The sequence below is a fragment of the Actinokineospora auranticolor genome (assembly GCF_041897805.1).
GTDB lineage: Bacteria > Actinomycetota > Actinomycetes > Mycobacteriales > Pseudonocardiaceae > Actinokineospora > Actinokineospora auranticolor.
Window position 1 is genome coordinate 4,507,821 of sequence record NZ_CP154825.1, and the last position, 26,451, is coordinate 4,534,271.

Here is a 26,451-nt window from a genome sequence, read left to right on the forward strand (position 1 = left end):
TAGATATGCGTCGTTGTCCTGATGGGTTGCGGTCCTCATCGCCCCTACGAGGGTTCGCAACATCTGGGTCACGGCAGACAAGAGCCTGCACCACCAGGTCCTCATCGCCCCTACGAGGGTTCGCAACCTCCTGCGGGCGTGGACGCTCAGGGGGATGTCGTGTCCTCATCGCCCCTACGAGGGTTCGCAACACGTGGACGCGCTCGCGGAGCGCTTGGCCGCCGCAGGTCCTCATCGCCCCTACGAGGGTTCGCAACGTGGAGTACGTCCGCGCTCAGCGAGATGACGAGCCCGTCCTCATCGCCCCTACGAGGGTTCGCAACGTGCTGTTCGTCCACGCCCCGCACCTGGTGCGCAAGTCCTCATCGCCCCTACGAGGGTTCGCAACTCTGCCTGGCCTATGACCCAGTGCACGTCTGGAGGTCCTCATCGCCCCTACGAGAGTTCGCAACACGGTGCCCGTGGGGCGAACCGGCGGGCCTGCGCGTCCTCATCGCCCCTACGAGGGTTCGCAACAGCACAATCCGGCGCGGGTGTAGTCGCGGCGGGACGGTCCTCATCGCCCCTACGAGGGTTCGCAACGGCACCCCGGGGGTCTACCTCCTGGAGGGCCACGCCATGTCCTCATCGCCCCTACGAGGGTTCGCAACTTGCCGCCGGGGCCCTGCTGCTCGATGAGCCGCCGGTCCTCATCGCCCCTACGAGGCTTCGCAACAGGCGGCCAGTTTCGCCAGGTCCCCCACCTTGCGGCGGTCCTCATCGCCCCTACGAGGGGTTCGCAACTGACCTGAGAAGACCCGCCGCTCTGGCTGACCCCCCGGTCCTCATCGCCCCTACGAGGGTTCGCAACATGGCCGCAGGAAAGGAAGCTCCCGTCATGCTTCCGGGTCCTCATCGCCCCTACGAGGGTTCGCAACGCGCACCCATCTCCCTGTAGCTGGCTGCCTGTATCCGGTCCTCATCGCCCCTACGAGGGTTCGCAACCAGGTCGACGGCGGCCACCATGGGGAACTGGCGCAGGTCCTCATCGCCCCTACGAGGGTTCGCAACCCGGTCGACACCGGTTTGGTGAGTTCCGGCGTCGCCGTCCTCATCGCCCCTACGAGGGTTCGCAACTGCGGCAGGTACCAGGACCTGGTGGTGCCGTTGGCGGTCCTCATCGCCCCTACGAGGGTTCGCAACATGACCGGCGGCCGCCCGACGCCCGGCGAGCCGACCGATCCTCATTGCCCCTACGAGGGTTCGCAACGGTTGTGCGCCCACACGGTCATCGTGGACGGGGAGGTCCTGATCGCCCCTACGAGGGTTCGCAACCGGGTGGCGTTGCCTCCCCGTGATCGAGGTCCCTATCGCCCTACGAGCGTTCGCCACTCGATGAGCTGGACCGGCTTGCTCCACGGCGCCGGTCAGTGGTGGGAAGGCCAACTGCAGGAGGCGATTGACGCGGCCCGGCCTCGGTACCGCCCCGAGTTGAACGTCAAAGGTGCTCGCCGCCAGGTCCATCGCAGCACTGTGTTCCGGCGACCGGTGGTGGGCGGTCGTCAGCGACCAGATCGGTGTGGGCCGAGGCTAGGCCCGCCGCGTACGCCGGGCTAAGGACGAAGTGCTCGCCGCCGACCTGGACGCGGGTTTTGGCGCCACCACCACGGTCGCTGAGGCGCTGGCAGCCTGGCAGGTCTCGCGGACGGCCGTCGGTGTCGCCGGCCTGGCTGAGGCTGTCGTTGGAGCCCCGACGACCGTCAACGCGCAGGAATCCGCCGAAGCCGCGGCGATGGACACGAAGTACCCCGACACCGAGCGGCGCGGCTACGGAAGTTGCAGGTCAGCAGCACGCATCAAGCTGGAGACATGGAGTTGCTCGGTCTTCGGACACGTGGGGTTCCAGTCGCTAGCGACTGGAACCCTCTTCTCGTAAAGCCGCTGATCGGTGCTACGTGAGTTTTAGCAGCGTTCAGCACCGGGGAAGGAGGCCAGGTCCTCCGGCCCCTCACGGGGCACCCGGCTCCGCAGCCAGGTCCAGCGAGCACGACCGGTGCATCAGCCGAGACATCTCCTCGGCCGTGGCGGGGCGACCTCCAAGCCTGCGGAGCCGGTCCATTCGGCTCCAGCGTGACGGCCACGACCTCGATCGATCCCTCCCCCACCGGGACGCCGTCGGTTTCCCCGAGGGTGAAAGACACGACCGGTGCCGTGCTTGAGGCGGAAGCACCTGCAGCGTGCGCGTTCGGTGTCGGCTGCCCGCAACGCGCGGGCAGCAGGCGGCGATGATCAGCCGGTAGGGCACTTCTCGGTCCCCAGCCCGAGCGACCAACCGCACCGATGGCACCGCCGAGCACGCGGGCAGTCGTCACCGCTGTGGTCGGAGTCGTGGTGGTAGTCGGCGGGCTGCTGGCGCTGCTGTGGCTACTTGTCGACGGCGGTACCGTGCGGGCGAATGCGCAGGTGGAGCTGGCGCGCATCGGGGTCACCGCGCTGCTGGGTCCCGGGGTCCTGTTCGGCCTGTACCTGGCCTGGCGGCGGCAACGTTCCACCGAGATCGGGTTGGCGCAGAAGGAACGCGACCAAGCCGACGTCGCCCGCGCCTACGCCCTGCAACGCGAGATCTTCGACACCACCCGCCAGCACCGGAAGCGAGTGGCCGCGGCCACCGAGGCCGACGCCCCCGTGTTGCCGACCTCTACACCAAGGCGGTCGAGCAACTTGGCTCCGACAAAGCCCTCGTGCGGTTGGGTGGGCTTTACGCCCTTGGACGCCTCGCCCAGGACCACGCCGAGCAGCGGCAGGCCGCGACCAACTCGTCCGCCGAGCGGAAAGGCACGTCCGTGCGCGACCGTAACGCCCGTGGTCCGTCGAAGGCTGCCATCCGCCTCGTCGAACGCGGCAGGACCCGTCCGATCGCCCACGTCGCCGCCGAGATGGGCTTCTCGCGCCAGTGCGCCTCCCAGTGGGGCAATCGTTATCGCCGTTTCGGCGAGGCCGGGCTGGTCGACCGCCTCAGCACTCCGTGCCGGGACCGTACGTGGTCGGCCCGCCGCATCGCCCTGGAAGACGGTGACCGCCCGAGGTTCCTGTCCGGACGAGTGAGCGATGTTCCGCAGTCTTGACTCCGAGTGGTTGATGTTCGGGTGCGCCAGGACGGAGCGTCATCTCGGGTCAGGCCGGGGGCGGTATCGTCACGCCTGGTCCGGACCGTAGCGGGAACAGTCGACGAGACGTTGATCGCCAGGGAATTCCACGTCTGTCAATCCTGATCGCACGTCGAAGGTGCCGCGACTGAACACGACCAGTCCCTTGTCCGGATCGCAAAAAACCAGGCCGCCCTGCCCGCCGGCACCGGGCCGTTCGAGCACCTCGGCAATGGCCCGCAGCTTCACCCCCGTCGGGTCCTCCGCGCGCCACGTCAACACGATCTCGGCTGCGGGCCGGGTCGGGTCGGACACGAACGGTGCCAAGGCGCCGTAGTCGCCCGCACAAGCCGCCGCGTGCACACCGGTGACGTCTCGGGCGACAGCCTCGCCGAGCGGGGTCCCGTTCGTGTAGGTCAGGGCGGGCGCACCGCAGGAGGTTCGCGGCGCGGTGTCTCGCTGCTCGCCGTCGAGCAGGAGGACGAGTCCCCAGGCGAGGAATACCGCGACCACCATCACCGCCAGCACCCTGTTCAGTGCTCGACCCCGCGCGGACCTCATCCGCACGCCGGTTCCACGAGCGAGCATCGGCGTGCGCCCGCACCGCTGACCACGCGGAAGGAGCCGCCATCGCTCGGTACGGTCAGCGTGCCGGTGCGGCCGCCGGAGGACCAGGTGAAGTGAACGGTCCAACGGCAGTCGCACGAGGTGGTGGCGGCGTGGAGGAGGAACGTCTCGGAGTCGGTGCTGGTGATCTCGTAGGGGAACGCCACCGGATCCACACGCCACCCCTTGGAGCGGGCCAACTCGACCGCCTTGGGGTCCACCGGCCTGCCGATCACGCTGGGTCGGGGTTGGTCGAGGTCGATGTCGACGTACCGGTAGTACTCGGGGCCCCGCACTGGTCGTTGAGCACCACCCCCTGCGGTGGCGTGTCCCGGCTGAGCACTTCGACCGTGATGCCGGTGATCACCACGCCGCGGTCGGGGCGCCGTCCCTGCAGGGTGACCATCACCTCGCCGGTGTCGGCGGAGGCGCCGTCGGCGAGGGGAGCGACGTCGGTCCAGGACTGGAAGCCGCCTCCGTGGAGCCGCGGCCACATCCCCGTGACGGGCTTGGGCGTGAACCAGTTCGACGAGCATCGCTGCGCGGCTGGCACGGCCGCCGCCACCAACGGAACCTCGGCATCGTCGATTCCCGATTGCACCGGCGGATCGTCGTTGAGGGAGTTGACCAGCAACAGTCCACCCAGAATCAGCAAGCAGACCAGCAGCGCCGTCCAGCCCATTCTCCCCGGCGAGTGATAGGCGTTCTGGGTGATACCGCCCCTGATATCCCGGGCCTGCACGACCGCAGAACCCGATCCGCTCAACGAGTTGCGCGTTGTCGAGGGATCATCGTTTTTCTTGTCCGGACCGATGTCGTCAGCGTTGTCCCGCGGCGACGAGTCCATGTGGTGGAACCTACCAGTGGCGTTTCCGGCGATGATCGCCACCGCTCGCCAAGAACGCCGGGTCGCGCGTTCTGACCATCCGATCGATCGCGACTCGGTAATCCCCATGCCGGTTCCAGTCGATCGCCTCCCACCACGCGTGACAGCTCGCTCGAGACCGCATCGGGTCCCGGACCGGAGGGGAATCGTGGCCGCGCCGTCGAGGCACCTGCGGTGATCGATCCCGGGCGGGGAGGGTCGCCTCGTCACGAACTCGGCGTGCGCCGCGCATGCGGACCGGGCGCGCCCGTCGGGAACCGCGCGTGAAACCCGGTCGAGCCGCCGATCCGATCGGCGTCGAGGGGTGAGTCGACACCGCGCAACGCCAAGCGCCAGGGGACGTCGATCTCGGTGCCGGGCACGCCGGTGGCCCGCGTCGCGTCCTCCTGTCCGGGAGGCGGGGCGACAGCCCGGTCGCGGTTGGTGGGCCGGTGCGAACGCGTCCGTGTGTGTCGGCCGGTGTGCCGGTGCGGGGTCCTCTATGCCTGTCGGCCGGGCGCGTGTACGGCGTGGGCTATGCGGGGTGTTCCCTGACGTGGTGGACCAGTGCGGTGAGAGCCGCGCCGGGGATGGTGATCGTGGGGCCGGCTCGGTGTTTGCCGTCCCGGATGCCGGCATGGTCGTTGTTGTGTCGGTGGTTGATTTCCACGCAGGCCTCGTTGGGCTGCGAGGAGGTGGACTTGCGCCACGAATCCGCGAGCTGGATGGTCACGGTGTCGTCCTGTCGTAGTCGTCGGCGATGCCGGAGATCATCTTCTCGCACGCCTCGCCCGCGACCGCGAGCCGCCAGCGCTGTTCGAAAAGGTCCTGGTAGGGCCGCACGTGCTCGGGGTCGCGGAGATACTGCGCGTCGGCGAGGTGCTCCAGGCACACCACGTCCATGGGCGCGATGGGTTCGGCCGCGCCGGGAATGTGCATCAAGGTGAAGTTCAGCGACGAGTGCCGCGCCGGTGGCCCGGCGAAGGGGGCGAGGCGCAGTTCGACCGTGGGGCGCGCGGCGAAGCGCAGCAGGGCGCGCATCTGTTCGGCCATGACCGCGCTCGTGCCGTGGCGGCGGCGCAGGCACGATTCCGACAGGATCATCCGCACTCGTGGCGGTGGTGGGTCGACGCGCTCCAGCAGGGCGTGCCGTTGTCGGAGTCCGTGGAGGACGAGGTCGCGATCGAGGAGGGGCCCGGCCGCCTGTTGCAGTGCGAGCCGGTAGTGCTCGGTTTGGGCGAGGCCGGGCACGATCTCGCTCTGGATCTGGTTGATCTCGGTGGCGTGGCGTTCCATGTCGAGGCCGTGCCAGAAGGCGTCGGTGAACGCGGAGAAGACGGTCGTCCAGTCGTCCCCGGCCCGCCATGCCCGCTCGGCCAGGTCGACCAACGCCTCGACCACCTCCGGGGTGGCGTTGTAGGCCCTGGCGAGCAGGCGCACGTCCTCGGGTTTGGCCTTGGACTGGCCCTGCAGGATCCGGCTGATCTTCGACCCTTGCAGATCGGTGGCCTTGGCGGCCTCGGCGTCGGTGAGACGTGCCGTCGCCTTCAGGTCGTTGAGCGCGTGCAGCAGCCGCGTGTGTGCCGTCGACAGGGCCCGCTTCGACACCCTCTGTCCGCCTCCGTCCCACCCGACCACCACACCGCGACACCCGTTCAGCCCAACAGAAAATAGGAATTCCTATGTAGCGTGGTGTCATGGTCCCCACCGCCGAGCAGTCTAGAAGCCACCCGGGCTGGGAAGATCACCCCCGTTCATCGACAACCACCGACCGTCACGCCACCACGTGCCTCGCGGCGTGGCGGTGGGGAACGTTCCGATCGGCGGGACTCGACCTCGGCAGGCTTCACGCCGTCCGCCCGGGCCACCCGGTCCAGCCGTACGGCCTGTGCGGCATGCCCATCACCCATACGTGGGAGCACCCCCCGGCCATTCCCAGCGGGCACTGCGCCGACTGCTGCGTGGCACTCATGCGATTCCTGCTCCCCGTGGAACGGCACTACACGACCCCCACACGGATCCCGCCCCCGTCCTGAGCCCCGCCACGACCCCGGACCCACCACAGCGCGAAACCGCTGCCCCACGGCTCCCGGCGTGGACACACGCGCCATCGAGCCCCTCGGGTCACCTCGGCCACGGCCGGTGGGCGGTCCCGAGGTGATCGGGGTGGCGCGGAAGGCGTCCGCTCGGGTCCCCGGACGGGTGGAGACGACGTTGGTCAAAGCCCGACGGCGACCGGGTTGCACCATGACCGGCCATGAGACCGTCCACGCAGCCACCACCAGGCCCTGTCGCCCACCCACCGCGTGCGACGCTTCCCGCGATCCCGCGTTGGAAGATCATCGTCGGCATGGCAGCGGTCGGGGCGCTCACCGCCGGGGTCGTGCTGGCCCTGTGGTGGGGCGGGACCCGCGGTCTGGACGGCAAGGCGGCCCTCACGAGCCCTGGTGATCGGCCTCGGCTGAACCAGACCATCCATCATCGTGGTGCGATACCTCCTCGGCGACTCGCCGCCAATGGGCCAGGTTGTCGCGGGTGGTGAGGGTGTGCGGGTGGTCGGGTCCCAGCACCCGTTCCACGTCGGTGAGCAGGTCGGCGATCGCGGTCGCGGCCCCGGCCGGATCGCCTGCTTTCCCCCGGCTGCAGGCCAGGTTGTGACGGGTGGCGAGGGTGTGGAGGTGGTCTGGGCCCAGTACTCGCAGTTGGTCGTCGAGCAGGTCGGCGATCGCGGTCGCGGCCCCGACCGGATCACCCGCCTCCCGCCGCCAGTAGGCGAGGTTGTTACGGGTGATGAGGGTGTCGGGGTGGTCGGGGCCCAGCACCCGCACCCGGTCGGCGAGCAGGTCGACAAGCCCGGCGACGGCCCCGGTCGGGTCTTCCGCCTGCCCTCGCCAGGCGGCCAGATCGTGGCGGGTAGTGAGGGTGTGGGGGTGGTCGGGTCCCAGCACCCGCTCCTGGGCGGTGAGTAAGTCGACGAACCCGGCGACGGCCCCGACCGGGTCGCCGGCCCGCCCCCGCCAGCGGGCCAGGTTGTGACGCGTGGCAAGGGTGTCGGGGTGGTCGGGGCCCAGCACCCGTACCCGGTCGACGAGCAAGTCGGCCGTCGCGGCCGCGGCCCCCACCGGATCACCCGCCTCCCCCCGCCAGCGGGCCAGGTTGTGACGGGCAGTGAGAGTGTCGGGGTGGTCGGGGCCCAGCACCCGCACCCGGTCGACGAGCAAGTCGGCCGTCGCGGCCGCGGCCCCCACAGGATCACCCGCCTGCCCCCGCCAGTAGGCCAGGTTGTGACGGGCAGTGAGAGTGTCGGGGTGGTCGGGGCCCAGCACCCGCATGTGGTCGTTGACCACATCGACAAAACTCGTGACGGCCCCGGCCGGGTCACCCGCCTCTCCCAGCCAGCAAGCCAGGTTGTGGCGGGTGGCGAGTGTGCCGGGGTGGTCAGAGCCGTGGAAGTGGGTGGCAGTGGTGCGCAGGCGGGTGAAGTACTCGCGGGCGCCGACGGCTTGTCCGGCCAGTCCGAGGCTATTCCCGGCCAGGAACAGCACCTCGTGGGGGTTGGGGTGCCACAGGTGGTGGCCGGTGGTGTGCAGAGCGAGGGCGTTGGCGCGCAGGACGGCGGCGTGGGTGGTGTCGCGTTCGATCTCCGGCCAGGCGGCCATCAGGGCGTCGGCGGCGGTGTGGGCCAGGCGCGACATCTCCTGCTCAGGGGTGTGTTCGCGAGTGGCGCGTTGGACCAGGGCGTGCGTCCGCACCTCCGGATGCGGGGTCCGGGTGTCGAGGGTGATCAGGTTGAGCAGGTACAGGCAGGCCAGCCCGTCACGAGCCTGCTCGGCATCGACCACCTCACCGGTGAGTTCGGTGAGGAGGGCTACGACCGGGTCGGCGGTGAGCACCGACAGCGGGATGCCGTTGGGGTCCAGCACCGCGCACAACCGCATCAGCGGGGCGGCCAACCCGGCCGGGTCCACTTTGTCGGCGGCCTCGATCGACAACGACCAGGTGACGTCCACGGTGGCCTGATGCTCATCGGGCAGCGCGTCCGGCGCGGGCAACACCGTGACCAGGCGACGGGCTCGGAACCTGGCCAGGTACTCGACGCAGCTGATGTTGCGGTCGGCGGCGTAGGCGGCGGCCTGTGACAGTGCCAACGGCAGATGCCCCAACGCCTCGGCGAGCTCGGCCGCGCCCTCAGCCAACCCGGGCCGCCGCGCCAACACCGCCCGCAGGTAGGCGGCCGACTCCGCCGGGGTGAACAACCCCACCTCCACCATCGACCCGACCCGGGCCAAGGCGGCGTCGCGGCGCCGGGTCGTCACCAACACCCGCCCACAGGTGGTGCGCGGAGGCCACAGGCCCTTCAGATCACCCGGGGACCGCACGTCGTCGAGGACCACCAGCCACCGGCGCCCTGTACTGGCCAGCCAGTCCACAGCCCGTTGTGCTCCCTGCTCGGCGTCGGCATCGGTGAGACCGGTCAGCTCGGCGGCCAACCGCGCGTAGGCGGCCACCACACCGTCGCGGGAGGTGGCTGCCACCCACACCACCAAGTCCACCTGCCGCCGGTCCCAGGCGCGGTGGGCGTAGTCGGCGGCCAACTGGGTCTTGCTCACCCCGCCCAACCCCGACACCACCCCCACCCCCGAGGAGGTCAACACCGCCGGGCCGTCACCCTCCACCGCCGCGGCCACCGCCCCGGCGACCGCACGGTCCTGGAACCCGCCGACCCGGGCGGGTACCGACCCGAACCGAAACGGCAACCCCACCGGCTCCCGCGCCACCGGCGGATGGAAGTGCACGCCGTCGTGGACAGTCCCGGCCTGCACGACCGGCCCGCTGCCGATACCCGAGAAGGTGTTGCCCCCACCGCCGTCGCCCGCCACGCCCAGATCATCCACCCAACCCCCGCTGGCATTGGCGACCCCGCCTCTCCAACCCCTCGCGTCGACCCGCCCAGCACCGCAGGCGATGTTGCGTTCAGCCCGGGGGACGGACGGCGGACGTACGGCGTTTGTCCGCGCACGGCCGTATTCGTGTGTGGCCGGTCCCGAGGGGCTGTGCTCCGGCGGTCATGAGGCCGTGCGACGCAGGTGGTTGACGCGGGGCGGGTAGGTCACGCTGGCGGCCGAGTTGACGTGGTGGGTGTTGCGGGTGACTCTCCCGCCGGGCATGTCGCGCACCGAAGTCAGCCTGGTACGAGGTCCAGGGAATGCCTGTCGCGCTGCTGTACGTCGCTCCCAGCGACTAAGGCTGGTGCGCGTTCCGCGAGGCGGGCGAGTACGAGGAACCGTTCCCCACGGCAAGCCCAAGAAGAACATCGTGTTCCGGGTCGGTGATGTGTTCGTACGCCACGGCACGCGCAGTGAACGCTGGACCGACGCCGACCGCAGACTGCTCGTCGAGCAGATCGTCGCCCGGCGCAAGGACAGCTGGCGGCGCGAGGCGTTCGCGGAGTGGACCGCGCGGCTCGATCTCGGGTTGGCGGCCCACCGTGTGCAGGCCTCCCGACCGAGGCCGTGACCTGGAAACTCGACGCCAAGACCTTCGACCGGCTCGTCACCGAGTTGCTGCGCCGCAACGACGACATCCCACTGCTGCGCCTACTCGAACAGCTGCCGCGCGAGGCCGCCGAACTACTCGCCGCCCCCGAACAGGAGGACCAGCTGCGGCAACTCCTTGACCGCCTGGTCGCCTTGGCGGCGCTGTGCCTGCGGGTCGAGCGCGCGCGGTGGCACGAGCGAGCCGTCGCAGCGTTGACCCGCGTCTACGCCGTCGGCTTCGACGAGCACGGCCACGAGGCCCACGGTGTGCGATCGGCCCCCAGCTCTGGCTTGAGATCGCCACCCGCGTGGAAGCTCTGGGCGCCTACGCGGTCCGCCGCCAGGCCTGGGCGGCGGTGCGACATCTGGCCAACCGCCAGCCAGGCCTGGCGGCGAGGCATTCACCCGCTACGCCAACTGGTTACGACACGCCCTCGTGACAGCCGGCCGCAAGAACCTGGTCGACACCGACGAACAGCGGACCAGCTTCCTCGGAGGCGCGCACAACATCATCCGCGCGGCGGAGGCCCTACAACCCGACGTCACCGCCGACGACGACACCGTCCTCACCAGCTTGTGCCGGTTCGACTTCTACGTCAGCCTGGTCAGCATCGACCAACACGGCCCCTCCATTAGCAGCTACTACCCGAACTTCGCCCGCTATCTGGGCCGCCGCACCCCACCCGCGGCCCTCGCAGTGATCACCGACCCGGTGCTACGCCACCAACTGTTCCCAGGCGCCGACCACCACCTGGCCGAGGCACTGCGAGACATCGACCAGTACGCCCGGACGCAGAGCTTCCACTTCGACGGCTGGAACGGTTACGACGAGCGAGTGTACGAATGGATCACCAGGCACCTGGGCGACACCGGCACGAAGAACTAGCGCTGGCACCGTGTGGTGGCGGGCCGACTACGACCTCGACGTCCCGGCCCATGCCCGCGATCACGATGATGGCCGTCGATGACCTCGCCTGGTGAGGACTCCATCGCCGAGGCAGCCCGGCGACTTGCTCGCCTCGCCACGACGGTCACCGATCTCCAGAGTCGCCTACGGGACTGGTACCAGGCGTTGGACTCCGTCGACCGAGCTGTGGCCGGGCTTCTCGGGCAGAGCGACCGCGCTGACCGCATCAACCAGGTGACCGGACACGCCGAGCAGTGTTTGCGAGACCTCGACACCACGCTGGACAAGGCCGCGCAGCAGCTCCGCGCGACCGCGGACCACCACCTCGGCACGACCGGTCACCCACCGCCCAGCGGACCTGACCCTCATTTGTCCCACTCCGCACAACGACAGCGCCTTCGTACCGGGTTGCCTCCCGACCTTCCACGCACCAGGGACCGAACCCGGCGGCAGCGCTCCGCCAAGACACACGGCCGATGGATTGGGCTGGACGGGGAGATCCACACCGAGACCAGCGGATGGGACGACAAATATTACGCAGCGGTCACATGGTTCCAACAAGCAGATAAAAAAGTCCCTAACACTACCGCCGATGTGGAAGTGAAACTAGCCGTCCACATGCGCACCAACCGAATCCGTCATATCGTACTGGCGATCAACAACGTGCCATGCGTCGGAGACCTTGGATGCGACACCCTCATACCGCGCATTCTTCCCGCCGGATACACTATGACCGTCCACGGAGCGAACGGATTCCACAAGGTGTACCACGGAAAGGCGCAGAAATGACCATCGTGCGAGCGTTCTTCGACGAGGACGAACCGGTCATGCTCCGAACCCCCGCGGACGTCGCCGCGCTCCTCGCCCGCGCCCAGGCCGATTCGCGGGAGTTCAATCTGCCCTTGTTCATGCAGTGGTACATCGAAGGCTCGGACGCGGTCGAGTTCGGGGTCGGTGTGAACGACGACAGGGGCACCCTCAACTTCACCGGCGGCAATTGGCCCGGCTTGTGGTTCAGTCAAGGCGACCCTGATGCCAGCGAGGAATTGTTGAGCTACGACTACATGAGCCACGAGCGCCCCGTCCCCGCCTCTTGTGAAATCTCGTTCACCCGCGTGGTGCAGGCCGCGCAGGAGTTTCTCTCCACCGGAGAACGGCCCACTTCCATCGCCTGGAAAGAACTCCACAGCGAATAGGCAACTTCATTCTCGGTAGTCGGTGTCGACCTCATGGGCAGGCCGACGTTGGCGGCTTGAGGAACCTGTCATCGGCCAGGTGGATCGCCGCGCTCCGACGGTGTCGGTGACCAACGGTAGCGTCCACGCCGTGAACGTGGAGGAACGGATCCGGAGCTCGCCGATGAGGTCGTCGTGCTGCGCGACGCCTACTACCGGGGCCCGCCGCTAGGGAGCGTCCTCAAAGCCAGAGGGTGAGGGTGGCCAGGTCGATCATGGCTTGGTAGGACAGGGCTGTCTTGTCGTAGCGGGTGACGATCGCCCGGAACTGTTTGAGGCGTTGGAAGCAGCGTTCGACCACGTTGCGGCGGCGGTAGGCGACGCGGTCGAAGGCGGGTGGGCGACCGCCCTTCGCGCCGCGACCAGCGCGGTTGGCGCGCTGGTCGCGGCGTTCAGGGATGGTCGCCCGGATGTGACGGCTGCGCAGATAGGTGCGGATCGCTTTACTGGAATAGCCCTTGTCCGCGAGCACCCGGTCTGGACGCGTGGCCGGCCTGCCGGGTCCGGGTCGCTCGAACCGAACACCCGCCATGACCTCGACGAACCGGGTGCAGTCGTTGACGTTCCCGCCGGTCAAGACCACCGACAACGGCCGACCACGCCCGTCGCACGCGAGATGGATCTTGGTGGTGGGCCCGCCACGCGACCGACCGATAGCATGATCATCTGGTTCGCCCTGCCCGAACCGGGACCCGCTCACCCCCTGTGTGCGGTCGAGGCCGGCGAGCGCCCGCCGCATGCTGATGCGCGCGCACGATCGAGGAATCGACTGACACCTCCCGGTCGAGCTCGTCGATCGCCTCAGCGATCACCCGCACCCTCCGCACCAACACGGTGAGGGTGCCGTTGCGGGACCAGCGCCAGAACCGGTTGTAGACCGTCTTCCACGGCCCGTACCGCTCCGGCAGATCCCGCCAGGCAATCCCGATCTTGCACTTGAAGAGCATCCCGTTGATCACCCGACGGTCATCCACCCGCGGACGCCCCTTCGCACCCGATGCCGGCAACAAGGGCTCAATGACCCGCCACTGCTCATCAGTCAGCTCATGCCTACGCACCACGACACAAGATCAAACCAGGTCACCCACACACACTTTGAGGACGCTCCCTAGTCGGGGGTCCACCAGCAGGCCGAATCGAACCGCCGTGCGCCCGCTCGTGTCAGGTTGCCGCGATCAGGTCGCGGGCGCGGGTGTCGAGGTCGAGAGCGAGTCGCATTCCGCGGGCGCGCAGACCGGCGATGTCCCCCCGTATCCGTTTGAGGGCCTTGCGGGTGCGGACCGAGCTGACCCCGCTCATGTGGTCCAGAGCGCGCATCCAGGTCGTGCAGGCCTGTTCGTGGCCGCCGCGCCGAAAGTGCATGCGCGCGGCGGAGTCGAGGTCGAGCGCGGCGATGCGGGCGTAGGTGTCGGTAGGGCGCGCGGTGGCCGAGCGGGTGTACTGCTCCGCGGCGGCAGCGTGTTCGCCCAGGGTCTCGTAGACCCGGGCTGCGCGGGAATGTACCGAGGCGCGGGGCGGGCCCCAGGTCAGTGCCCAGAACGGCAGCTCGCCGGCGGGAGCGGTGTCGATCAGGCGGCGGGAATGGTCGAGTTCGGCGCGGGCGGCGGGGCCGAGCCCGACCTTGGCCAGGGTGTGGGCGTGCACGACGCGAAACAGGGCCTCGATGTGCGGGTCCACCATGCCTTTGGCCCGGTTGAGGCCGGTTTCGGCCAGCCCGAGGCAGTGCTCCGGGCGGTGCAGCCGCAGTCCCTGCATGGCCATGGTGCGCATGACGAACCCGTCGTGCCCGGTCACCTCCGATTCGCATGCCAAGGCGTAGGACTGGAGGAAGTAGCGTTGCGCGAGGCCGTGTTGGCCGGTGTCGTAGTGCTTCCAGCCGAGCAGGTGCACGCCACGACTGGCGGCGGACAGCATCTCCCGGCGCACTGCGTCGCTGTGGAACCGGCCACGGCACAGCGAAGCGACCTCGTCGCGAAGATAGGCGACGAGGGCGGTGCGGCCGTGGTCTCCGCCATGGCGTTCGTCCAGCTCGGTCAGCGCGGCCACCATGTCCCTGACGGCCAGTACTTCCGGCATGCCGACGGTGTGGCCGGTGCGCGCGGCCGCGCGGGTACGGGCCGCCGCGTCGTGCAGGCGGGACAGTGGAAGCGCGGCGGAGGCGATCGAATAGGCCGAGCCGAGCAGAAAGCGGCGGCGTCCGACCTCCTGGCTCCACATCAGGTGCAACGTGTCCAGCGGATCGGAGGTGAGCACGGCACCGAGCAGTCCGTCGGGTTCCTCCTCGGCGCCCAACCCGAGATCGGCCGCAGTCACCACCCTGCCCAACCTGCGAGACAAGGCCGCAGCGAGGAAGCGGACTGTCTCGGTCCGAGGGATGGCGCCGGAGAGCCAATGCTCGACATTGGACTTGTTGGTGCGTAGACAAACACCGCATTCAGCGGCGACCTCGCGCACGGCCGCGGCGAGTGCCTGATAGGTCAGGTCGGCCTCGGCGACCACGTCGCGCAGCCGTGTATTGGGTGTGCGTGAACGTCGTCCTGTGGTCATGAGCGTTCGCCTCTATACCCGGTATACCGATCGCCGCCACCGACACCGTACCGCCCGCGCGACGTGATCGGTTGACTACATCCGAGCGACGGCGAGGGCTCGCGGCCCCGGAACGTGGGAGCGAACATGAACGTACGTGGGCGGGGGTGCCGCGGTCGCGGCCGGGCAACGACGATCCGGTGCAGGGACGGCCGGGGCCGTCGGGCCAAGGTCGTCGTGGAGCTCACCGGTGACGCTCGGGTCGCCGTCACCGGTGCATCGATCGGGCTGGCGTTGTTGAGTCCGGGGCAGTGCGGTCGAGTGCGGGAGGACCTTCGCCGGGCCGCTCTCGATTGCCTCGGTGGCCTGTCCGCGCGCGTGTTCCCCGCCGCACGGGGGACCCTCAGCGTGGAATACGACGGCCACACCATCACCCTGCTCACCTCGGCAGGGCACGTGGAGTTGACACCCCTGCAAACCGGCCGCCTCAGAGCGTGTTTGAGATCTTCAGGTGGTGGTGAGTGGGCGTGGTCCGAGTCGGGTCGCGGCGTGTCCGCGGGCGATGCGTCGGGTCATGGTGGTGATGGCGGCCCAGCGGATGATGGCCTCGGAGGTGGCGGGGTGGCGTTCGTGGTCACGGGCCAGGCGTCGGTGTGCGGTGAGCCAGGCGAAGGTGCGTTCGACCGCCCACCTTCTGGGAATGACCGCGAAGCCTGTCCGGTCCGGGGGTTTGCGGACGATCTCGATCGTGGTCCGCAGCGTGCGGGCCCAGTCGACGAAGGCGCCGGCGAACCCGGCGTCGGCGAACAGGTACCGGACACGACGAGTCGCCTTGCCCATGATCTGGCGGTGACGCAGTTCCAGTACGAGTTTCTTGCCGCCGTCGCGGTCCTGCACACCGGCGGGCAGCACCAGCGCCACCAGCAGCAGGCCAAGAGTGTCGGTCACGATGAACCGCTTACGCCCGTTGACCTTCTTGCCCGCGTCGTAACCCCGGGTGTCGACACCGACGGTGTCGGAGCCCTTCACCGACTGCGAGTCCATGAGCCCGGCGCTCGGCTCCGGGTCACGACCCGCCTGCTCCCGGACCATCGCGCGCAGGGCGTCGACCATCCGGAAGGTCAACTTCCGCTGCTTCCAGCGAGTGAAGTACCAGTACACCGTCTCCCACGGCGGAAAATCCGCAGGCAGCTGCCGCCACGCGCAGCCCGTACGCACTACATACAGGATCGCGTCCACGATCTCCCGACGAGGATGCTTCTCCGGCCGACCACCCCGAGGATGCGCCGACGGCGCCGGCAGCAACGGCTCCACCACCACCCACTCGGCATCGGACAGATCCGACGGATACCGCTGCTCACGCGCCACGAGGGCCACCCTGGTGGACCACACCCACAAGATCAAGCAGCCACGCCGATCAAGATCTCAAACACGTTCTGAGACGCCCGTGAATGGCATCGAGTGAAGCGGCGGCGTATGGGTGCCCTGTGGACGGCGCGGCGTCGTTCGGCGACAGAGTGCCGCGCCGTGGTGAAGCAAGATCCTCGCCCAGCACCGGGCCCGACGCCCGCTCTGACAGGGGAGCGGGTGTTTGTCGGTGGTCGGGTTCTGCGGCGGGACCAACTGCTGGGCACGGGCAGGTTGCCGTTGATGACGAAGGTGACGACGGCGCTGGGTGAGTGCGGGGCGGTCATCCCGTGGTGCTGAGGACCGAGGACGAACAGGTAGTTCTCCGGGTACCGATGGGCAGCACCTGGTTACGCCCATGATCGGCATCAGATCCCCGCGAAGAGGTGTTCGTGCACGAGCCGGACGGCCATCGCGCCTTCGCCGACGGCCGATGCGACTCGTTTGACTGAGCCCCGGCGCACGTCGCCCACCGCGAACACGCCCGGTCTGCTCGTTTCCAGCACCAGCGGACGCCGGGACACGTGCTGCCACCCGTCGTCGGCGCGGCTGCCGTCGGCGTCCGCGCCGGTCAGCACGAAGCCGTCCTCGTCGAGCGCCACCAGACCGGAAAGCCAAGCGGTGTGCGGGGAGGCCCCGATGAAGACGAACAGCGCCCGGACGTCGAGCTCTCGACGTTCACCGGTGCGGTTGTTCTCCACGACCAGCGCTTCGAGCATCGCGTTACCCACGACGCCGCGGACTTCGTTGTGGGTCAGCACGGTCACCCTCGGGTGTCGTTCGACCTGGTCGACGAGATAGCGCGACATGTTCCGGGTGAGGTCGCCGCCGCGGACCAGGAGGTAGACCCGCGGCGAGTCCTGCGCGAGGAACACCGCTGCCTGGCCCGCGGAGTTGCCGCCACCCACCACACCGACCGGTGACGACCCGCAGGTCCTGGCTTCGTGCAGGGTCGCAGCGTAGTGGACGCTGGTGCCCTCGAACTCCGCGATCCCGGGCACCTCGAGCCTGCGGTAGTGGGCGCCGGTGGCGATCACCACCGCGCGGGCGGCGATCTCCACACCGTCGTCGAATCCGACCACGTAGTCGCCGTCACGCGGTCGCAGCGTCCGCGCGCAGGCGGGAACCGCGACGCGGACGCCGAACTTGTCGGCCTGGATCAACGACCGTTCGGCCAGCTCCGCCCCGGAGATCCCGCTGGGGAAGCCGAGGTAGTTCTCGATCAGTGACGTCGTCGCGGCCTGCCCACCGGCCGCCAACGCCTCCACTGAGGACACCGACAGGCCGTCGGACGCGCCGTAGACGACCGCGGCCAAGCCCGCGGGACCGGCGCCGACGACCAGCAGGTCGACGACTCCACGCTGCGCATCCGCTCGTCGCAGGCCCATTCGCCGGGCCAACTCGGCGTTGCTCGGGTTGCGCAGGACGTCCGTTCCGCGCAGCACCACGACCGGGGTGTCGCCGATGTCCACACCGAACCGGCGCAGCAACACCTCGGCCTGCGTGTCCTTCTCCAGGTCCACCAGCCGGTGCGGCAGCCGGTTGCGCGCCGCGAACTCCAGCAGCCGCCTGGTGTCCGGCGAGTAGCAGGAGCCGACGACGCGGAATCCGCTGCCGCCGCCGATCAGCAGCGAGCGCCGGATCAGGTAGGCGCGCAGGATCTGCTCGCCGAGTGCGGGGTCACCGAGCACCAGTCGGCGCAGCGCGGCCACCGACACTGCGAGCACCTCACCGTCCTCGGCGAGGACCGCGCCGACGAATGCCGGTTGTCCCTCGAGCAGGCCGAGTTCGCCGAGGAACCGACGCGGCCCGTGCACGCGGACGATCTCCTGCTCGTCGCCGAAGCCCTCGACGACGGCGACTGTGCCCTCGAGGACCACGAAGAACTCCGACGCGGGCTCGCCCTGGGCGTACAGCACGTCGCCCGAGCCGGTCCGACGGCGCTCACCGACGACGGCGAGCGTGTCGACCTGCTCGTCGGTCAGGCGCGGGAACGCGCCGTACGGATCAGGGGTCTCGACCAGTCGCGGACCTGCCTGCGCGGTCATACGAAGGCCTGGTCGACGTAGCACCAGCGCCAGGTCTCCCCCGGCTCGAACGATCGCACGATCGGGTGGCCCGCGGCGTGCGCGTGCCTGCTCGCGTGTTTCATCGGCGACGAGTCGCAGCAGCCGACGTGGCCGCAGGTCAGGCAGAGCCTCAGGTGCAGCCACGGCGTGTCTGCGATCAGGCACTCCGCACAGCCCTGCGGGGTCTGCGGCACGACGTCCCGTACGAGCGCGAGGTGCCGGTCGACGATGGCCGTCATCGCGTGCCGCCCTTCCAGGCCTGCCGGTCGAACGTCAGCGACAGGCCGCTATCGAGCAGCCAGACGTCCTGGCCGGGTACGGTTCCCTGTCCGGTCGGTCGGAAACTGCCGAGCCTGCGCATGCCGGGTGCGTTGAGGTACATGCCGATCAACCCGGCGGTGAACGCCGTCAGGCCGGTGTCGGTGTGGGCCGCGGGCACGACCGGCACCGGCAGCGCGACCCCGGTCGCGATCCCGGCCGCCGACAGGGCTTTGCCGAACAGCTCCGGTCGCAACTCACCGAGCACGGGATACGCATCGGCCCCGAAGCCGTGCACTTGCTCGGCGACCGACCTGTCCGCGTCGACCTCGCCGAACCCGGAATCGAGCATGATCGCGCCCGCGGTGAGCCGCAGCGGCAACCGCCGCACTGGTTTCCCGTTCATGTTCTGACCTCCTTGGTGAAATCCTGCGACGACGTGAGCGTCCGGTCGAGCAGGCCGCGCAGCACAGTGACGGGTGCGGCACCCGCCTGCCGCGCGAGGACCTCGCCGCCACGCGGCACCAACAGCGCTGGCGCGGCCGCTGGCAGCCGGTTCGTGTGTCCACAGTGGTCGCAGACGACAGTGCTGGTTGTCATGCCGCAGCTCTGCTCTCTCCGGTGGTGTAGGTGACAGTCAGGTCGTCGTCCACGGCGTCGACGGTGATCACCAGACCGTCGGTGAGTTCGCCGCGCAGCAACGCGCGGCCGATGCGCGTCTCGACCTCGTGCGAGATGTACCGGTGCAGCGGCCGGGCGCCGTAGACGGGGTCGAAGCCGCGGCGGGCGATGGACTTCCTGGCGGTGTCGGTCAGTTCGACGGTGACGCGCTGCTCGGCGAGCCGGTCGCGCACCTGGTCGAACAGCAGGTCGACGATGCGTTCGATCTGCGGCAGCGCCAGCGGGGTGAACAGCACGATGTCGTCGACGCGGTTGAGGAACTCGGGCCGGAAGTGGTGCCGCAGCTCGGCCAGTACCGCGTCGCGGGCGTCCGGTTCGATCTCGCCGTGCGAGGTGACGCCGTCCAGCAGCACCCGCGAGCCGATGTTGGAGGTCATGATGATCACCGTGTTGCGGAAGTCGACGGTGTGGCCACGCGCGTCGGTGACGCGGCCGTCATCGAGCACCTGCAGGAGGGTGTTGAACACGTCCGGGTGCGCCTTCTCGACCTCGTCGAACAACACGACCGAGTAGGGCTTGCGCCGCACCGCCTCGGTGAGCTGGCCACCCTCGTCGTAGCCGACGTATCCGGGCGGCGCGCCGAGCATCCTGCTGACTGTGTGCCGTTCCTGGTACTCGCTCATGTCCAGCCGGACCAGGTTGTCCTCGCTGTCGAACAGCGCGGCGGCCAGCGTCTTGGCGAGTTCGGTCTTCCCGACTCCGGTCGGGCCGAGGAAGATGAACGACCCGATCGGCTTGCGCGGATCGCGGATGCCCGAGCGGGCGCGGATGATCGCGTCGGCGACGAGCCGCACCGCCTCTTCCTGGCCGACGACGCGTTGGCGCAGGATGTCGTCGAGCCGCAGCAGTTTCGCCCGTTCGCCCTCCTTCAGCCGGACGACGGGGACGCCGGTCCAGGCCGCGACGATCTCGGCGATCTCGTCCTCGGTGACGACCTCTCGCAGCAGCCGCGCCTTGCCCTGCTTCGACGCGAGTTGCCCCTCCTCAGCGGCCAGCCGCCGTTCGAGTTCGCGGATCCGGCCGTAGCGCAGTTCGGCGGCGCGGTTGAGGTCGTAGTCGCGCTCGGCCACCTCCGCCTCGTGGCGCAGCCGTTCCAGCTCCGAGCGGAGGTCCTGCACGCGGCGGATCGCCCGCCGCTCGGCCTCCCACTGCGCCGTCTTGGCGTCGGCCTCGGCCCGCAGGTCGGCGAGTTCCCGACGGAGATCGGCCAGTCTCGCCTCGCTCGCCGCGTCGGTCTCCTTGGACAGCGCGGCCTCCTCGATCTCCAGCCGGGTGACCCGCCGGGTGAGCTCGTCGAGTTCGGCGGGCATGGAGTCGATCTCGGTCCGCAGCCGCGCGCAGGCCTCGTCGACCAGGTCGATGGCCTTGTCCGGGAGGAACCGGTCGGTGATGTAGCGGTGCGACAGCGCCGCGGCGGCGACCAGCGCGCCGTCCTGGATCTTGACGCCGTGGAACACCTCGAACCGCTCGCGCAGGCCGCGCAGGATCGAGACGGTGTCCTCCAGTGTCGGCTCGTTCACCACGACCGGCTGCAACCGCCGCTCGAGGGCGGCGTCGGTCTCGATGTGCCTGCGGTACTCGTCGAGCGTGGTGGCGCCGATCATGTGCAGCTCACCGCGGGCGAGCATCGGTTTGAGCATGTTGCCCGCGTCCACCGCGCCCTCGGCGGCGCCTGCGCCCACGACGGTGTGCACCTCGTCGACGAACAGCAGGATGCCGCCCTCGGCTGCCCTGACCTCGGCGAGCACGGCCTTGAGCCGCTCCTCGAACTCGCCGCGGTACTTCGCCCCGGCGACCAGCGCGCCCATGTCGAGGGAGAAGATCGTCTTGTCGCGCAGCCCCTCCGGCACGTCGCCGCGCACGATGCGCTGGGCGAGCCCCTCGACGATCGCGGTCTTGCCGACGCCGGGATCGCCGATCAGCACCGGGTTGTTCTTCGACTTCCGGGATAGGATCTGCACGACGCGGCGGATCTCGGTGTCCCGGCCGATCACCGGGTCGAGCTCGCCCGCGCGCGCGTCGGCGACCAGGTCCCGGCCGTACTTGTCCAGGGCCTCGTAGGCGCCCTCCGGCGTGGCGGAGGTGACCCGCTGGTTGCCGCGGATCTTGGTCAACACGGTCAGGAACGACTCCCGCGTCACGCCGAACTCGGCTAGCCACCTGCCCGCCGCGCTCGTGGTCCCCTCGTCGAGCAACGCGAGCACCAGGTGTTCCACGGAGACGTAGGAGTCCTTGAGCCGGGTCGCCGCCCGCTCGGCCGCGGCCAGCAGGCCAGCGAGGCGCTGCGTCAGGTACACCTGGCCGGGCGTCGCACCCGGCCCGGTCACCGTGGGCCGACGGCCGAGTTCCGCCTCGACCGCGGCGCGCAACCCGGCGAGGTCCACGCCTGCCTGGTCGAGCAGCCGGGGCACCAGGCCATCGGGCTGGTCGAGCAGCGCCAGCAGCAGGTGCTCGCCGTCGGTCTCGGGGTGGCCAAGCCGAGCGGCCTCGCTCTGGGCCTGCCGCAGCGCTTCCTGTGTCCGCTGGGTCAGCTTGCTCATGTCCATCGCCGGTGGCTCCTGACTTGGGCTTCGAGAACCTCGATGCGGTCCAGCAGGTCGAGCACGAGCCCGATCGCCGCGTAGTTGAGGGCGAGCCCGGTGCGCAGCCGCTGGACGCGAGCCAGCGCGGGCACCGCCTTCGGCGTGAACCGCAGCCGTCCGATCACGTCTGTCGTGCTGTCCACCAGGCTCATCGCGGCGAACCTGCGGACCAGGTCGGGATGCAGTCCACTGCGCGCGGCCACCTCGTCGACGCTGAGCAGCACGGGACGCACCAGCTGGTACTTCGCCATCACGTCCCCCTCGGATCGAACTCGGACACCGCCGCCAACTCCTCGAACAGCTCGCGTTCCCGCTTGCGGAGCCTCTTCGGCACCATGACCCGCACCTCGGCGTACAGATCGCCCGGTTTCCCCCGTGGATCAGGCATTCCCTCGCCGCGCAACCGAAGGCGGCGGCCGCTGGACGCGCCGGGCGCGACCCGAACCTTCACCTCGCCACCCGGTGTGTCGACGGGAACGGTCGCGCCGAGCGCGGCCTCCCACGGCGACACCGGAAGGTCGATGTGGAGGTCCCGGCCGGACAGCCGATAGCGCCGATGCGGCTTGACGCGGACGATGAGGTACAGGTCCCCGGCCGCCGCGTTGCCGGATCCCGTGCCGCCCTGCCCGGCGAGGCGGATGCGCTGGCCGTCCATGACGCCGGGCGGGATCGTCACGTCGTAGTCGCGCTGCCCCGACCCGCGCAACGTCAGGTGCTTGTGCCCGCCGCGGTAGGCCTCCTCGACGGTGAGCTCCAGCTCGGCCTGCTGGTCGGCGCCGGGGATCGACGCTCCGCCGCCCCTACCCCGGAACAAGCCGCTGAACAGGTCCTCGATGTCCTCGAAGCCGCCGACCCCCCGGCCCGCCGAGGTGTAGCGGGTGCGGCCGTCGGCGTGGGCACGTTCGTCGACGTCGTCCGGCACGTGCCGGAAGTCCGCCCCGAACCGGTCGTACCTGCGGCGCTGGTCCGGGTCGGACAGCACCTGGTAGGCCGCGCCGACCTCCTTGAAACGCTCCTCGGCGCCGGGATCGGAGTTGACGTCCGGGTGGTACTGGCGGGCCAGCTTCCGGTACGCCCGCTGTATCTCGTCGGTGCTCGCGGTCCGGGGGACGCCGAGTGCGCCGTAGAAGTCGCCATGGGGCGTTCGGTCTGCCACCGGCCGTCACTCCCGGGACCCGCTGACGGCCACTGCCGTCGGCCGAAGCTCGTGCCCGTCGGCTCCGTAGCCCGGCCGCACCACGCGTACCACGGTGTTCGGCCCGGTCCCCGCGTCGTCGACGACAGCGACGACCTCGTGCCGCTTCGGGTCGAACGGCACGCCGGTCTCGTCGTCGCGCGGGTAGCCGAGCGCGGCGAGCACCTGCACAGCCTGGTCGCGGATCGCCAGCACACCTCGCACGACCGTGTCCGGGTCGGCGTCGGCGTGCGCGAGAGCCAGTTCGAGGTTGTCGAGCACGGGCAGCCAGGCGGCGGCCACCCGCGCGCGTTCGGCCTCCCGGACCCGGGCGAGTTCGACAGCGTGGCGCTTGCGCAGGTTGTCGAGGTCGGCCACGGCCCGCCGCCACCGGTCGTCGAGCTCGGCGACCCGATCCTCTACCGTCGGAGCTGGCACCTCCTGGGAGTCTGCGCCTGCGTCCGCCGCCTTACCTGGGGTGGCCATCACCGAGTCCTCACGCACGGTCGAAATCGGCGTCGACCACGTCGTCCGCGCCACCCTGCGAGGGCGGGTGCTCTTCGCCGCCATCGCGGACAGCGCTGAGGGACGCGTGCACCTGTTGCAGTTCCGAGGTCAGCGACCGGACCTGCGCCAGCGGTGCCTCGGACTTCACGGCCTCGCGGGCTTGGTCGACCAGCATCTCCGCGCGGGCCTTCTCGTGTGCGGGCGTGTCCGCGGTGATGGCGCGGCCAACCTGGTAGGCGACCGTGTCCAGCATGTTGCGTGCGTCCACCTCGTCGCGCAGCCGCTGGTCGTCGGCCTGGTTGCGGTCGGCCTCGCTGACCATGCGGTCGATCTCGTCCTTGTCGAGGTTGGAGCTCTCGCTGATCGTGATGCCCTGCTCGGCGCCGGTGTCCTTGTCCTTGGCGGTCACGTTGACGATTCCATTGGCGTCGACGTCGAAGGTGACCTCGACCTGCGGTTCGCCGCGCGGCGCAGGACGGATGTCGGTGAGCTGGAACCGGCCGAGCACCCGGTTGTCGGCGGCACGCTCCCGTTCGCCCTGCAGCACCACGACGTCCACGGCAGGCTGGTTGTCCTCGGCCGTGGAGAAGACCTCCGTGCGCCGGGCCGGGATCGTCGTGTTCCGCTCGATGATCTTCGTCATCACGCCGCCGCGGGTCTCCACGCCAAGCGACAGGGGCGTGACGTCGAGCAGCAACACGTCCTTCACGTCACCGGTGAGCACACCGGCCTGGACGGCGGCGCCGAGCGCCACGACCTCGTCCGGGTTGACGCCCATGTTCGGGTCCTTGCCGCCGGTCAGCCTGCGGACCAGGCCCTGCACGGCCGGGATCCGGGTGGACCCGCCGACCAGGATGACCTCGTCGATGTCGTTCGCGGTCACCTTCGCGTCGGCCATCGCCTGCTTGACCGGGCCGAGGCAGCGCTCGACGAGGTCGGCGGTGATCTGCTCGAACACCGACCGCGTCAGCGTGGTCGTCAGGTGCTTGGGGCCGTCCTTGTCAGCGGTGATGAACGGCAGGCTGACGCTGGTCTGGCTGACCGAGCTGAGTTCGACCTTGGCCTTCTCGGCGGCCTCGAACAGCCGCTGCAACGCCTGCGGGTCCGACCGCAGGTCGATGCCGTTCTCCTGCTGGAACTTCTCGGCCAGGTGGTCGACGATGCGGCGGTCGAAGTCGTCGCCGCCGAGATGGGTGTCACCCGCGGTCGACCGGACCTCGACCACGCCGTCGCCGACGTCGAGCAGGCTCACGTCGAACGTGCCGCCACCGAGGTCGAACACCAGGACCGTCTCGTGGCCCTTCGAGTCCAGCCCGTAGGCCAGCGCGGCGGCGGTGGGCTCGTTGATGATCCGCAGCACGTCGAGACCCGCGATCTTGCCCGCGTCCTTGGTCGCCTGGCGCTGGGCGTCGTTGAAGTAGGCGGGCACCGTGATCACGGCCTCGGTCACCCGCTCGCCGAGGAACTTGCCCGCGTCGTCGGCGAGCTTGCGCAACACCTGCGCGCTGATCTCCTCCGGCGCGTGCAGCTTGTCGCGGACCTTGAACCGCACGACGCCGCCGTCGCCCTCGACCACGTCGAAGCCGACAGCCTTGGCCTCGTCGCCGACCTCGTCGAACTTGCGGCCGATGAAGCGCTTCGCGGAGTTGATCGTGCCCTTCGGGTTGAGGATCGCCTGGCGGCGGGCCAGTTGACCGACCAGCCGCTCACCCGACTCGGTGAACGCGACCACCGACGGGGTGGTGCGGGCGCCTTCGGTGTTGGCGATGACCGTGGGCTCACCACCCTCCCAGACGGCGATCACCGAGTTGGTCGTGCCGAGGTCGATGCCGACAGCCTTGGCCATCACCAGCCCCCGTCCATCTTGGCCAGCATGTCCTTGGCCCGGTCGGCCACCTCGGCGTCGACGTGCAGTTCGTACCGGCTCGGCCGCATCACGCGGATCGAGGCGAAGTCGCGACGGCCGCGCTGCGACGCGTGCACGACCAAACCGAAGACCGCCCCGAGGATCGCGCCGAAGACGAGGCCGTAGAGCGCGAGCGTGAGGGAAGCCAGCACCGGCGTGAACCAGTTGAACAGGCCGAACAGCCAGCCGATCAGCAGACCGGTGAACGCCCCGGAACCGGCTCCGCGCAACGCGGCGCCGCCGTAGTTCAACCGACCGACGACCTGCTCGACCAGTTGCACGTCGGACCCGACTATCGCGACCCGTTGTACCGGGAAACCGTTGTCCGACAGGTAGTCCACCGCGCGCTCGGCATCGCTGTAGTTCGCGTAGGTCGCGATCTGCCGACGGTGGTTGTCCCCTGTCTGTGGCGACATGGGCGCGGTGGCGCCTTGCTGCGCGGTCATCACGTGCCTCCTAGGCGTGTGTCGGTTCACGGGAACCGGTCTCGATCCTCCGGTTCTGTTCCGTCTGGGTGCCGATCTCGACCTTGCGCGGCTTGCTCGCCTCGGCGACCGGGATGGTGATCGTGAGCACCCCTCGGTCGAAGTCGGCGGACAGCGCTCCGCTGTCCAGGTTGTCGCCGAGGAACAGCTGCCTGCTGAACTCGCCCCGCGGCCGTTCGTCGACGACCAGGTCGTCGCCGTCGCCGCGCAGCGGGCGGCGGCTGGCCCGCACGGTGATCACGTTGCGCTCCACGGTGACGCCGACCTCGGCGGGGTCCACCCCCGGCAGGTCCAGCGCGATGACGAACTCGTCGCCGTGGCGGAACGCCTCCATCGGCATCGCGTGCGGTACACGGCTGCCGCCGAAGGCCTGCTCCGCCAACCGATCCAGATCGCGGAACGGGTCAAATCGCATCAAAGTCATTGTTACGCCTCACTTCGGTCCAGACTTCCCGGTCGCGCCGAAGACTCACCGGCTTGATGGCGACTCATGGCACGGATTTCCCTGCGGTGCGTCGTCTTTGGTTCTCCGACGAGCCGAGGCCGGCGGTCCCGGCTGCGCTCCACGCTGGCACGGGCTG

At 69.6% G+C, this 26,451-nt stretch carries 26 protein-coding genes, 2 pseudogenes and 1 CRISPR repeat array (1 of these 29 cut by a window edge); of the genes and pseudogenes, 6 read left to right on the forward strand and 22 right to left on the reverse strand.

Annotated elements, in window-relative coordinates; translation table 11 throughout:
- A CRISPR array of direct repeats spans positions 1-1,371; the repeat unit is 30 nt; unit sequence GTCCTCATCGCCCCTACGAGGGTTCGCAAC; it begins 1,079 nt to the left of the window's first position.
- Between the two features lie 232 nt (positions 1,372-1,603).
- Positions 1,604-1,915: a hypothetical protein gene (locus tag V5P93_RS19850; protein WP_104480697.1), complete on the forward strand. Its 312-nt coding sequence runs from the start codon at positions 1,604-1,606 to the stop codon at positions 1,913-1,915.
- A gap of 488 nt (positions 1,916-2,403) precedes the next feature.
- Here the strand turns inward: V5P93_RS19850 and V5P93_RS19855 are convergent, their stop codons facing one another.
- Positions 2,404-2,625, reverse strand: coding sequence for a hypothetical protein (locus V5P93_RS19855; protein WP_181043640.1), 222 nt, complete (start codon positions 2,623-2,625; stop codon positions 2,404-2,406).
- A gap of 197 nt (positions 2,626-2,822) precedes the next feature.
- Here V5P93_RS19855 and V5P93_RS19860 point away from each other — a divergent pair.
- Positions 2,823-3,047 (forward strand): annotated as a pseudogene (locus tag V5P93_RS19860) (helix-turn-helix domain-containing protein); the annotation flags it as partial.
- Positions 3,048-3,173: 126 nt separating this feature from the next.
- Here V5P93_RS19860 and V5P93_RS19865 read toward each other — a convergent pair.
- The 6 genes from V5P93_RS19865 to V5P93_RS19890 form a co-directional block, all read right to left on the reverse strand.
- Positions 3,174-3,644 (reverse strand): hypothetical protein, encoded by a 471-nt coding sequence (locus V5P93_RS19865; protein WP_146108152.1) that lies wholly within the window; start codon positions 3,642-3,644, stop codon positions 3,174-3,176.
- A 38-nt stretch (positions 3,645-3,682) separates the two neighbouring features.
- Complete coding sequence (locus tag V5P93_RS19870; protein ID WP_146108153.1) at positions 3,683-4,027, reverse strand: hypothetical protein; 345 nt, start codon at positions 4,025-4,027, stop codon at positions 3,683-3,685.
- Positions 3,964-4,578 carry a hypothetical protein gene (locus V5P93_RS19875; protein WP_146108154.1) on the reverse strand — a complete coding sequence of 205 codons (615 nt, stop codon included), beginning with the start codon at positions 4,576-4,578 and terminating at the stop codon, positions 3,964-3,966. Before V5P93_RS19875 ends, V5P93_RS19870 begins: the two co-directional genes overlap by 64 nt.
- Before the next feature lie 553 nt (positions 4,579-5,131).
- Positions 5,132-5,329 carry a DUF397 domain-containing protein gene (locus tag V5P93_RS19880; RefSeq protein ID WP_181043634.1) on the reverse strand — a complete coding sequence of 66 codons (198 nt, stop codon included), beginning with the start codon at positions 5,327-5,329 and terminating at the stop codon, positions 5,132-5,134.
- Positions 5,326-6,204 (reverse strand): helix-turn-helix transcriptional regulator, encoded by an 879-nt coding sequence (locus V5P93_RS19885; RefSeq protein ID WP_181043635.1) that lies wholly within the window; start codon positions 6,202-6,204, stop codon positions 5,326-5,328. The genes V5P93_RS19880 and V5P93_RS19885 overlap by 4 nt, the downstream gene beginning before the upstream one ends.
- An 827-nt stretch (positions 6,205-7,031) precedes the next feature.
- Positions 7,032-9,491: a tetratricopeptide repeat protein gene (locus tag V5P93_RS19890; protein WP_104480702.1), complete on the reverse strand. Its 2,460-nt coding sequence runs from the start codon at positions 9,489-9,491 to the stop codon at positions 7,032-7,034.
- A gap of 355 nt (positions 9,492-9,846) precedes the next feature.
- Here V5P93_RS19890 and V5P93_RS19895 point away from each other — a divergent pair, with 355 nt between their 5' ends.
- Complete coding sequence (locus tag V5P93_RS19895) at positions 9,847-10,113, forward strand: hypothetical protein (protein ID WP_146108155.1); 267 nt, start codon at positions 9,847-9,849, stop codon at positions 10,111-10,113.
- Between the two features lie 113 nt (positions 10,114-10,226).
- On the opposite strand, the gene V5P93_RS19900 is transcribed toward V5P93_RS19895, so the two are convergent.
- On the reverse strand, positions 10,227-10,388 hold the full coding sequence (locus V5P93_RS19900; protein ID WP_181043636.1) for a hypothetical protein: 162 nt from the start codon (positions 10,386-10,388) through the stop codon (positions 10,227-10,229).
- Between the two features lie 181 nt (positions 10,389-10,569).
- Between V5P93_RS19900 and V5P93_RS19905 the strand changes: the two genes are divergently transcribed.
- The 3 genes from V5P93_RS19905 (at position 10,570) to V5P93_RS19915 (ending at position 12,236) form a co-directional block, all read left to right on the forward strand.
- A complete protein-coding gene (locus V5P93_RS19905; RefSeq protein WP_104480704.1) occupies positions 10,570-11,019 on the forward strand; it encodes a hypothetical protein in 450 nt (149 codons plus the stop codon).
- Between the two features lie 78 nt (positions 11,020-11,097).
- Positions 11,098-11,829 (forward strand): DddA-like double-stranded DNA deaminase toxin, encoded by a 732-nt coding sequence (locus V5P93_RS19910; protein ID WP_104480705.1) that lies wholly within the window; start codon positions 11,098-11,100, stop codon positions 11,827-11,829.
- Complete coding sequence (locus tag V5P93_RS19915) at positions 11,826-12,236, forward strand: Imm1 family immunity protein (protein ID WP_181043637.1); 411 nt, start codon at positions 11,826-11,828, stop codon at positions 12,234-12,236. The genes V5P93_RS19910 and V5P93_RS19915 overlap by 4 nt, the downstream gene beginning before the upstream one ends.
- A gap of 220 nt (positions 12,237-12,456) precedes the next feature.
- Here V5P93_RS19915 and V5P93_RS19920 read toward each other — a convergent pair.
- The 14 genes and pseudogenes from V5P93_RS19920 to V5P93_RS19985 form a co-directional block, all read right to left on the reverse strand.
- A pseudogene (locus V5P93_RS19920) lies at positions 12,457-13,336 on the reverse strand (IS5 family transposase).
- Between the two features lie 100 nt (positions 13,337-13,436).
- A complete protein-coding gene (locus V5P93_RS19925; protein WP_104480707.1) occupies positions 13,437-14,822 on the reverse strand; it encodes a tol-pal system YbgF family protein in 1,386 nt (461 codons plus the stop codon).
- A gap of 486 nt (positions 14,823-15,308) precedes the next feature.
- Positions 15,309-16,202, reverse strand: a complete 894-nt coding sequence (locus tag V5P93_RS19930; RefSeq protein WP_104480741.1) for an IS5 family transposase — start codon at positions 16,200-16,202, stop codon at positions 15,309-15,311.
- A gap of 374 nt (positions 16,203-16,576) precedes the next feature.
- Positions 16,577-18,256, reverse strand: coding sequence for a cyclic nucleotide-binding domain-containing thioredoxin-disulfide reductase (locus V5P93_RS19935; RefSeq protein WP_104480708.1), 1,680 nt, complete (start codon positions 18,254-18,256; stop codon positions 16,577-16,579).
- The gene (locus V5P93_RS19940; protein ID WP_104480709.1) at positions 18,253-18,516 is read right to left on the reverse strand and encodes a UBP-type zinc finger domain-containing protein; all 264 of its coding nucleotides are present in this window, start codon (positions 18,514-18,516) and stop codon (positions 18,253-18,255) included. The genes V5P93_RS19935 and V5P93_RS19940 overlap by 4 nt, the downstream gene beginning before the upstream one ends.
- Positions 18,513-18,941 carry a hypothetical protein gene (locus V5P93_RS19945; protein WP_104480710.1) on the reverse strand — a complete coding sequence of 143 codons (429 nt, stop codon included), beginning with the start codon at positions 18,939-18,941 and terminating at the stop codon, positions 18,513-18,515. Before V5P93_RS19945 ends, V5P93_RS19940 begins: the two co-directional genes overlap by 4 nt.
- A complete protein-coding gene (locus V5P93_RS19950) occupies positions 18,938-19,135 on the reverse strand; it encodes a hypothetical protein (RefSeq protein ID WP_104480711.1) in 198 nt (65 codons plus the stop codon). The genes V5P93_RS19945 and V5P93_RS19950 overlap by 4 nt, the downstream gene beginning before the upstream one ends.
- Positions 19,132-21,762 carry an ATP-dependent chaperone ClpB gene (clpB, locus tag V5P93_RS19955; protein ID WP_104480712.1) on the reverse strand — a complete coding sequence of 877 codons (2,631 nt, stop codon included), beginning with the start codon at positions 21,760-21,762 and terminating at the stop codon, positions 19,132-19,134. The genes V5P93_RS19950 and clpB overlap by 4 nt, the downstream gene beginning before the upstream one ends.
- Positions 21,753-22,049: a chaperone modulator CbpM gene (locus V5P93_RS19960; RefSeq protein WP_104480713.1), complete on the reverse strand. Its 297-nt coding sequence runs from the start codon at positions 22,047-22,049 to the stop codon at positions 21,753-21,755. The genes clpB and V5P93_RS19960 overlap by 10 nt, the downstream gene beginning before the upstream one ends.
- The gene (locus V5P93_RS19965; RefSeq protein WP_104480714.1) at positions 22,049-22,954 is read right to left on the reverse strand and encodes a DnaJ C-terminal domain-containing protein; all 906 of its coding nucleotides are present in this window, start codon (positions 22,952-22,954) and stop codon (positions 22,049-22,051) included. Before V5P93_RS19965 ends, V5P93_RS19960 begins: the two co-directional genes overlap by 1 nt.
- A gap of 6 nt (positions 22,955-22,960) precedes the next feature.
- The gene (locus V5P93_RS19970; RefSeq protein ID WP_104480742.1) at positions 22,961-23,458 is read right to left on the reverse strand and encodes a nucleotide exchange factor GrpE; all 498 of its coding nucleotides are present in this window, start codon (positions 23,456-23,458) and stop codon (positions 22,961-22,963) included.
- Positions 23,459-23,468: 10 nt separating this feature from the next.
- On the reverse strand, positions 23,469-25,325 hold the full coding sequence (dnaK, locus tag V5P93_RS19975) for a molecular chaperone DnaK (RefSeq protein WP_104480715.1): 1,857 nt from the start codon (positions 25,323-25,325) through the stop codon (positions 23,469-23,471).
- Positions 25,325-25,831, reverse strand: a complete 507-nt coding sequence (locus V5P93_RS19980; RefSeq protein WP_104480716.1) for a general stress protein — start codon at positions 25,829-25,831, stop codon at positions 25,325-25,327. The genes dnaK and V5P93_RS19980 overlap by 1 nt, the downstream gene beginning before the upstream one ends.
- A gap of 10 nt (positions 25,832-25,841) precedes the next feature.
- Entirely contained in the window at positions 25,842-26,294 is a 453-nt protein-coding gene (locus V5P93_RS19985; RefSeq protein WP_104480717.1) for an Hsp20/alpha crystallin family protein, read from the reverse strand.
- Between the last annotated feature and the right edge of the window lie 157 nt (positions 26,295-26,451).

What these genes read in the sequence shown, in the direction of transcription:
- V5P93_RS19875 (WP_146108154.1), bottom strand. Translation starts at nt 4,578, where the DNA reads ATGGACTCGTCGCCGCGGGACAACGCTGACGACATCGGTCCGGACAAG.
- V5P93_RS19910 (WP_104480705.1), top strand. Translation starts at nt 11,098, where the DNA reads ATGACCTCGCCTGGTGAGGACTCCATCGCCGAGGCAGCCCGGCGACTT.
- V5P93_RS19915 (WP_181043637.1), top strand. Translation starts at nt 11,826, where the DNA reads ATGACCATCGTGCGAGCGTTCTTCGACGAGGACGAACCGGTCATGCTC.
- V5P93_RS19925 (WP_104480707.1), bottom strand. Translation starts at nt 14,822, where the DNA reads ATGACCACAGGACGACGTTCACGCACACCCAATACACGGCTGCGCGAC.
- V5P93_RS19935 (WP_104480708.1), bottom strand. Translation starts at nt 18,256, where the DNA reads ATGACCGCGCAGGCAGGTCCGCGACTGGTCGAGACCCCTGATCCGTAC.
- V5P93_RS19940 (WP_104480709.1), bottom strand. Translation starts at nt 18,516, where the DNA reads ATGACGGCCATCGTCGACCGGCACCTCGCGCTCGTACGGGACGTCGTG.
- V5P93_RS19945 (WP_104480710.1), bottom strand. Translation starts at nt 18,941, where the DNA reads ATGAACGGGAAACCAGTGCGGCGGTTGCCGCTGCGGCTCACCGCGGGC.
- V5P93_RS19950 (WP_104480711.1), bottom strand. Translation starts at nt 19,135, where the DNA reads ATGACAACCAGCACTGTCGTCTGCGACCACTGTGGACACACGAACCGG.
- clpB (WP_104480712.1), bottom strand. Translation starts at nt 21,762, where the DNA reads ATGGACATGAGCAAGCTGACCCAGCGGACACAGGAAGCGCTGCGGCAG.
- V5P93_RS19960 (WP_104480713.1), bottom strand. Translation starts at nt 22,049, where the DNA reads ATGGCGAAGTACCAGCTGGTGCGTCCCGTGCTGCTCAGCGTCGACGAG.
- V5P93_RS19970 (WP_104480742.1), bottom strand. Translation starts at nt 23,458, where the DNA reads ATGGCCACCCCAGGTAAGGCGGCGGACGCAGGCGCAGACTCCCAGGAG.
- dnaK (WP_104480715.1), bottom strand. Translation starts at nt 25,325, where the DNA reads ATGGCCAAGGCTGTCGGCATCGACCTCGGCACGACCAACTCGGTGATC.
- V5P93_RS19980 (WP_104480716.1), bottom strand. Translation starts at nt 25,831, where the DNA reads ATGACCGCGCAGCAAGGCGCCACCGCGCCCATGTCGCCACAGACAGGG.
- V5P93_RS19985 (WP_104480717.1), bottom strand. Translation starts at nt 26,294, where the DNA reads ATGACTTTGATGCGATTTGACCCGTTCCGCGATCTGGATCGGTTGGCG.